The sequence below is a fragment of the Streptomyces sp. NPDC002817 genome, from assembly GCF_053592055.1.
On the sequence record NZ_JBSFUY010000031.1, the window covers coordinates 105,033 to 112,139 of the forward strand.

5 protein-coding genes and 1 riboswitch are annotated in these 7,107 nt (G+C 69.4%); of the genes, 3 read left to right on the forward strand and 2 right to left on the reverse strand.

Annotated features, from left to right (window positions below):
• Positions 1-209: 209 nt before the first annotated feature.
• Positions 210-1,211 (reverse strand): CHRD domain-containing protein, encoded by a 1,002-nt coding sequence (locus ACWD3I_RS38980; RefSeq protein ID WP_365411507.1) that lies wholly within the window; start codon positions 1,209-1,211, stop codon positions 210-212.
• Between the two features lie 133 nt (positions 1,212-1,344).
• Positions 1,345-2,355, reverse strand: a complete 1,011-nt coding sequence (locus ACWD3I_RS38985; RefSeq protein ID WP_365411504.1) for a polyprenyl synthetase family protein — start codon at positions 2,353-2,355, stop codon at positions 1,345-1,347.
• A 207-nt stretch (positions 2,356-2,562) separates the two neighbouring features.
• Between ACWD3I_RS38985 and ACWD3I_RS38990 the strand changes: the two genes are divergently transcribed.
• From ACWD3I_RS38990 to ACWD3I_RS39000, 3 genes are all read left to right on the forward strand, one after another.
• A complete protein-coding gene (locus tag ACWD3I_RS38990; RefSeq protein ID WP_365411501.1) occupies positions 2,563-4,062 on the forward strand; it encodes a peptide MFS transporter in 1,500 nt (499 codons plus the stop codon).
• Positions 4,063-4,090: 28 nt separating this feature from the next.
• Positions 4,091-6,088, forward strand: coding sequence for a CocE/NonD family hydrolase (locus ACWD3I_RS38995; RefSeq protein WP_365411498.1), 1,998 nt, complete (start codon positions 4,091-4,093; stop codon positions 6,086-6,088).
• A gap of 253 nt (positions 6,089-6,341) precedes the next feature.
• Positions 6,342-6,512: riboswitch (cyclic di-AMP (ydaO/yuaA leader) on the forward strand.
• A gap of 1 nt (position 6,513) precedes the next feature.
• The gene (locus ACWD3I_RS39000) at positions 6,514-6,996 is read left to right on the forward strand and encodes a transglycosylase SLT domain-containing protein (protein ID WP_365411495.1); all 483 of its coding nucleotides are present in this window, start codon (positions 6,514-6,516) and stop codon (positions 6,994-6,996) included.
• The last annotated feature ends 111 nt before the right edge of the window (positions 6,997-7,107 follow it).

Here is a 7,107-nt window from a genome sequence, read left to right on the forward strand (position 1 = left end):
TCCACTCGTCCACCCCGTAGCCGCCATTCTCACCCGAATCGGTGAGGAGTGGTGTTTTCCCGTGGTCCCCATCTGACCAAATCCGTCAGGGCGATACGTCAGCCCCCGGGCTCAACTCCACGTACACCTGCGGTATGACACACGGAGGCGGCGCCTCCCCCGACCCGTAGGGGTCGCGGAGAAGGACGCCGCTCGTGTACGTCGGTGGATCAGCCGCGCAGGAACACGTAGTCCGCCTGGTACGGCACGCCGACGATCGCACCGGGTGTACAGGAGCCGGTCGGGGCGACGCCGCCGACGGTGTTCAGGCGCAGGATCTCGGTGGTGTCGGCGAGCAGGCCGTGGTGCTTGCCGGACCGGGTGGCCTTCAGGTCGAGCTCGGGGATGTTCCCGGCGCCGTTCGGCGTGCGGGAGATGACCGAGCCGGTGACCGCGCTGCCGTCCCGCGCGATCCATTGCGGGGTACCGGAGTTGGGCTCGACGAAGGAGTGCGCGATGCGTCCGGCGAGCACGGCGCTGACGTCCCGCTGGGCGAAGGCGTACCCGCCGCCCTCGGCCGGCTTGCACTCGTAGATCTGCTGGCCCTTGACGACGGACGCCTGGAAGTTGTGCAGCGCGTCCCGGAAGTCGAAGCCCGCGACGGTGACCCGGTGGAGCTGGCCGCGGACGGCTCCACCGGGGAACTCGGCGGTGTGCAGGTTGGCGTAGAACGCGCCGGGGTCGGACTTCAGTGCGTCGAGCAGTGCGCCGTCCTTCACCTTCACGGTGCCGGTGACGCTGTGTCCCTTGGCCTTGTCGAGCAGCTTGGTGAAGTCGACCTCGACGCCGCCGTTGGTGCCCTTGGCGCCCTGGTGGATGTGGAGCAGGGTGGGCCTGCCGGTGCCGCGCCAGGTCACGGCTACGGACACCTTGTCGCCCTTGACCTTGATGAACTCCAGTGCGGCGCCGTCCTTGTCGTTCACGGCGGGGCCGCCCTGGACGGGCACCTCGTTGGCGCCCCGGAGGCTCGCGGCGAGGATCGTGCCACCACTGCCGCCGAGGGCACCGCTCCGGCTGACGATGCTCTCGCCGCCCGGGTGGCCCGCGTGGTCGGCGCGGTCACCTCCGGCGGCGAAGGCGGGAATCACCGAGGCGGCGACACCACCGGCGGCGGCCACCGCGACGGCGGTGACGCAGAGGCTCTTACGGCGCTTGGAGAACGTCGCGTTCATGCCCATGATTCTTTTGTCTCCCCGTATTGCGGCTGACGCCCCCTGCGTCAGCTTCTGGGCATGAATACGGAGCCGATCTTAGATTGGACTCAGTCCAGATTGGTGACGTACGTCACATGCACCGGGAGGTCTGTCAGCCCGCCCGGTGCACCACCGCGTCGCACATCTCCATGAGCGCGGCCTTCACATCGCCCTCCGGCAGCGGGGCGAGCGCCGCCCGGGCCTCCTCCGCGAACCGCACGGTGTCCCGCCGCGCCTGCTCCAGCGCGGGATGCGCCCGCAGGGCGGCCAACGCCTCGGCGTGCCGCGCGTCGTCGGTCAGGTCGGAGTCCAGCAGCTCGCACAGCGCGATGTCCTCCGCGAGGCCCAGCCGCCCCGCCCGCTCCCGCAGTCGCAGCACCGGCATGGTCGGGATGCCCTCGCGCAGATCCGTCCCCGGGGTCTTCCCGGACTCACGGGAGTCCGAGGCGATGTCCAGGACGTCGTCCGCGAGCTGGAAGGCGACGCCCAGCCGCTCGCCGTACTGCGTCAGCACGTCGACCACCGTCTCGTCGGCGCCCGACATCATCGCGCCGAACCGGCAGGACACCGCGACCAGCGAGCCGGTCTTGCCGCCGAGCACGTCCAGGTAGTGCTCGACCGGATCCCGACCGTCCTGCGGCCCCGCGGTCTCCAGGATCTGGCCCGTGACCAACCGCTCGAACGCCTCGGCCTGGACCCGGACCGCCTCCGGACCGAGGTCGGCCAGGATGTGCGAGGCACGGGCGAAGAGGAAGTCGCCGGTGAGGACCGCGACCGAGTTGCCCCACCGGGTGTTCGCGCTGTCGACCCCGCGCCGCACGGACGCCTCGTCCATCACGTCGTCGTGGTACAGCGTCGCCAGGTGGGTCAGCTCCACCACCACGGCCGACGGCACGACTCCGGGGGCGTAGGGGTCGCCGAACTGGGCAGTGAGCATGACGAGCAGCGGACGGAAGCGCTTCCCGCCCGCCCGTACGAGGTGCTGCGCGGCCTCCGTGATGAAGGGGACCTCGCTCTTGGTGGCTTCGAGCAAACCCTCCTCGACGGCCGCCAATCCGGCCTGGACATCGGCTTCCAGAGCCTGGTCCCGCACGCTCAGCCCGAACGGCCCGACGACGGTCACGAGGGGTCTCCTGTCTGCTGGTGTCTACTGGCGATTACACGGTTTGTCGATAGGTCGCTGCCATCACTCAAGTCAGCGTATCCGGTCACGTTTCGATCACCGCTGCCGCCCACCCGTGCAGCACGGGCGGTATCGGATCACGACCGGTATGTTTTTGATCACCTGAAAAGAACGGATATCTTCCGACTTGCACGGAAGTAGTAGAGCGTGTCTCGAACAACCGTTGACGTAGATCCCGGCAGCCAACCCCCGCCCGAGGACGACACCGCCTTCTTCGGCCAGCCCAAAGGCCTGCTCACCCTCTCCGGTCTGGAGGTCTGGGAGCGCTTCTCGTTCCTGGGCATGCAGGCCATCCTCGTCCTGTACTTCGCCGACTCCGTGGCCAACGAGGGCATGGGCATGTCGGCCGGAACCGCCGCGTCCGTCTCCGCGGCCTACGGCACCCTCGTGTACCTCGTCTCGGTCGCCGGCGGCTGGCTCGCCGACCGGATGCTCGGCTCGTACCGCGCGGTGCTGTGGGGCGGCATCCTGATCGCCTGCGGCCACTACTCCATGGCCGTCCCGACCTCGACCATGACCTGGGTGGGCCTGGGGCTCATCAGCGCGGGCACCGGCCTGCTCAAACCCAACGTGGCCACCATGGTCGGCAAGCTCTACCGCACCGACGACGACCGCCGGGACGCCGGGTTCGCGCTCTACTACATGGCGATCAACATCGGTGCCTTCGCGGGCCCGCTGATCACCGGCTGGCTCGGCGACCACAAGGGCTGGCACTGGGGTTTCTCGGCCGCCGCGATCGGTATGACCTTCGGTCTGATCCAGTACGTCGCGGGCCGCCGTCACCTGGCCGGACGCAAGCACTCCGCCGAGTTCGCGCTCGCGCCGGACGCGATGCGCCGGGCGGTGCGCCTGATCGTCCTGGGCCTCGTCACCGTGGCGGTCGTCGCCGCTCTCCTCGCCGCCGTCGGCGGGCTGACCATGGACCGCTTCGTCGACCTGCTCACCCTGATCTCGGTGATCGCGCCGGTCGTCTACTTCGCGGTGATGTTCCGCAGCCCGCGGGTCACATCCGAGGAGCGCGGCCGCCTCAAGCCGTACATCGTCCTCTTCCTGGCCTCGACCGTCTTCAACTTCATCCTCTTCCAGGCCTACTCCACGATGATGCTGCTGGCCTCGTCGAACGCCGAGACGACGATCCTCGGCTTCGACTTCCCGGCCAGTTGGTACGCCTCCGCGCTCGGCGCCTTCGAGGTCGGTCTCGCGCCCTTCGTCGCCGCGCTGTGGGTCCGGATGGGCCACAGACAGCCGCACGCCTCCAACAAGATCGCGATCGGGGTCGTGCTGGGCGGTCTGTCGTTCCTGCTGATGGTCCTGCCGACCAGCGGGCACGGCGACGACTACCTGATGTCCGCCTGGTGGATCGTCGGCTCGTACTTTCTGCTGGGCCTCGGCGACATCCTCCTGGAGACCTCCGGCATGTCGGCCACCACCAAGCTCGCCCCGGTCGCCTTCTCCAGCCAGACCATGTCCCTGTGGTTCCTGTCCCTCGCCCTCGCCAACGGCATCCAGGCCCAGACGGTGAAGCTCTACGACGACGTCTCCAAGCCTGCCTACTTCGGCGTCAACGGCGCGATCGCGGTGGCCGCGGGCCTCGCCGTGATGGCCGCTGCACCGTGGCTGCGCCGCACCATGCACCCGGTCCACTGAAACCGACGGAGCCACTGGGGTCACGCTCATGCACATCCGTACGTCCTTCCCCTTCGACACGACCCACGAGGACCTCCGCATCCCGCTCCCGGACGGGACACAGCTGTACGCGCGCGTGTGGCGCCCGCTGACGGACGAGCCCGTACCGGCACTCCTCGAGTACCTCCCGTACCGGCTTTCAGACTGGACCGCGCCCCGCGACTTCCAGCGCCACCCCTGGTACGCGGGCCACGGGTACGCCTCCGTGCGCGTCGACATCCGCGGGCACGGAAACAGCGAGGGCATGCCGACGGACGAGTACTCGGCGACCGAGCTGGCCGACGGGGTCGAGGTGGTCAACTGGCTGGCGGCGCAGCCCTGGTGCAGCGGCAAGGTCGGCATGTTCGGCATCTCCTGGGGCGGCTTCAACTCCCTGCAGATCGCGGCCCTCGCGCCCGAGCCGCTCAAGGCGGTCGTCACGGTCTGCTCGACGGACGACCGCTATGACAACGACGTGCACTACATGGGAGGTTCCGTCCTCGCGGTCGACATGCACGCCTGGGCGGCCACCATGCTCGCGTTCGTCTCCCGGCCGCCCGACCCGCAGTACGCGGGCCCGGCCTGGCGGGACATGTGGCTCGAACGCCTGGAGCGAGTCGACCCCTTCGTCCACACCTGGCTGGCCCACCAGACCCGGGACGACTACTGGCGCCACGGCAGCGTCTGCGAGGACTACGGCGCGATCGACGCGGCGGTCCTGGCGGTGGGCGGCTGGCACGACCCGTACCGCGACACGGTCCTGCGGCTGGTCGGGCATCTGCCGGCCGATCGGGTACGAGGGCTCATCGGCCCCTGGTCCCATCAGTACCCCGACCGCGGTCTGCCGCCGGGACCGGCGATCGGCTTCCTCCAGGAGACCCTGCGCTGGTGGGACCAGCATCTGAAGGGCGTGGACACCGGGATCATGCGGGAGCCGCTGCTGCGGGCGTACGTCAGCGACTCGCACCCCCCGGCCACGGTGTACGACACCCTCCCCGGCCGCTGGGTCGGCGAGCCGGCCTGGCCCTCGCCCCACGTCACGACGGTCTCGTACGGCCTTCAGGGCGCCCCCGTCCTGGTCCGGTCCCCCCAGCACACGGGCGTGGACGCCGGGCGCTTCTTCCCCTTCGGGAACGACGCCGACCTGCCCCCGGACCAGCGCGAGGAGGACGCCCGCTCGGCCTGCTTCGAGTTCGCGGTGGGTGCGGAGACGTGGGTGCTGGGACGGCCGCGGGTGCGGCTGCGGCTGACCTCGGAGGTGCCGCGCGGGCAGGTCGTCGCCCGGCTCTGCGATGTGGCACCGGACGGTTCGTCGACGCTGGTCACCCGGGGTGTGCTGAATCTGTCGGCGCGGCACGGGCGGGACCGGGCGGTGCCGTGGGAGCCGGGGGCCACCGAGGAGGTGGCGTTCGAGCTGAACGGGATCGGGCACGCCTTCCCGCCCGGGCACCGCATCCGGCTCGCCGTCTCCTCCGCGTACTGGCCGTGGATCTGGCCGCAGGCCGACTCCGCGGCGGGGTTCGCGCTGGAGCCGGCGGGGAGCTTCCTGGAACTTCCGGTGCGATCCCGTGAGTCGGCGGGCGAGATCACCTTCGACGAGCCCGAGCAGTCCGAGCCGCTCGGCGTCAACTTCCCCGCCACGCTGGACGAACCGCGCCCCGAGCGGCTGGTCGTACGCGATGTCGCCAAGGGTGAGTGGCATCTGGAGGTCGACCCCCGGTACGGCGGCACGCGCGTGTACCCGGACGGTCTGGAGTTCACCGAGGACGCGCTGGAGACGTACACGATCGACGAAACGGACCCGCTGTCGGCGCGCACCCGCTCGGACTGGTCGATCCGGCTGCACCGGCCGGAGCTCGCGTGGGACACGACGGTCCGTACGCGCTCGGAGATCAGCTGCGACGGGACGGAATTCTTCCTGGCCGCCAACGAGGTGGTCTGCACGGAGGGCGGAGAGGTGGTTTTCCACCGGACGTGGGAGAAGAGGATTCCGAGAACAGCCGGTTGAGGTTAATTGCCCGATTTGCGGCCGCATTTCATCTCAGTGACTTGAGTCACTTCCATCTGTGGGCGGGCTGTGTGATCGCGTCCGCCGATCCGCCTTGCCCGAACGCCAGTTGGTGATTGGCACCCGCAAAGGATCAAGCACCCCATACACCTCAGACCGAGGTCAATGGGCTCGTTGTGTGAATCCGGTACTTGTTCCGGACATGTGCTCTCGCATACGTTCCCGGCCGGGCGGAACGCCGAATCCTGCCGCCGCCCGGAGACCGCTCACCTACGAGAACTCAGGGCAGGAGCGGGGGAACCAGGTAAGTCGCCGGACCCAACGGACCGGCTTGGGGTGAAGTCGTGTCGCCGTACGGCGACCCGGCCGGGCATCTCCCGCCCGAACCCGACAGCTCACCTCGCAGGCGCCGGAGAGGAACCGTCATGCCTGCTGCCGCTCAGCACCGTCGCACCAGAACGTCCCGCCTCGCCCGCAAGCTCGCCGTCGCCGGTACCGGCATCGCCGTGCTCGCCCTCCCGGTCATCGGCGCGACCAGCGCCTCCGCCGCCACCCCGACCGTGACCACGGCGACCTCGCTGGGCTACGCCAACACCCTCGACGGCTGGATCCAGGCGTCGCTCCAGGTCATGGCCCAGAACGGCATCCCCGGGTCGTACGACAGCATCTACCGCAACATCATCCGCGAGTCGTCCGGCAACCCCTACGCCATCAACAACTGGGACTCCAACGCGGCCGCCGGCACCCCCTCCAAGGGCCTGCTCCAGGTCATCGACCCCACGTTCCAGGCGTACCACGTGTCCGGCACCTCGTGGGACCCCTACGACCCGGTCGCCAACATCACCGCGGCCTGCAACTACGCGGCGCAGCGGTACGGGTCGATCGACAACGTGTGGGGCGCGTACTAGGCCGACAGTGGCCTAGTGCTGGATTCCTCAAAGGACGTACACATAGCGGTGGCGTAAGTGCCTGGTGGGTGGTGCGGGTCTGCCCCAGATCCAGGGCCGAGCACGGGAGTT

Bases quoted from the DNA above. Each gene is read 5' to 3' on its own strand.
- ACWD3I_RS38995 (WP_365411498.1), top strand. From the start codon at position 4,091: ATGCACATCCGTACGTCCTTCCCCTTCGACACGACCCACGAGGACCTC.
- ACWD3I_RS38980 (WP_365411507.1), bottom strand. From the start codon at position 1,211: ATGAACGCGACGTTCTCCAAGCGCCGTAAGAGCCTCTGCGTCACCGCC.
- ACWD3I_RS39000 (WP_365411495.1), top strand. From the start codon at position 6,514: ATGCCTGCTGCCGCTCAGCACCGTCGCACCAGAACGTCCCGCCTCGCC.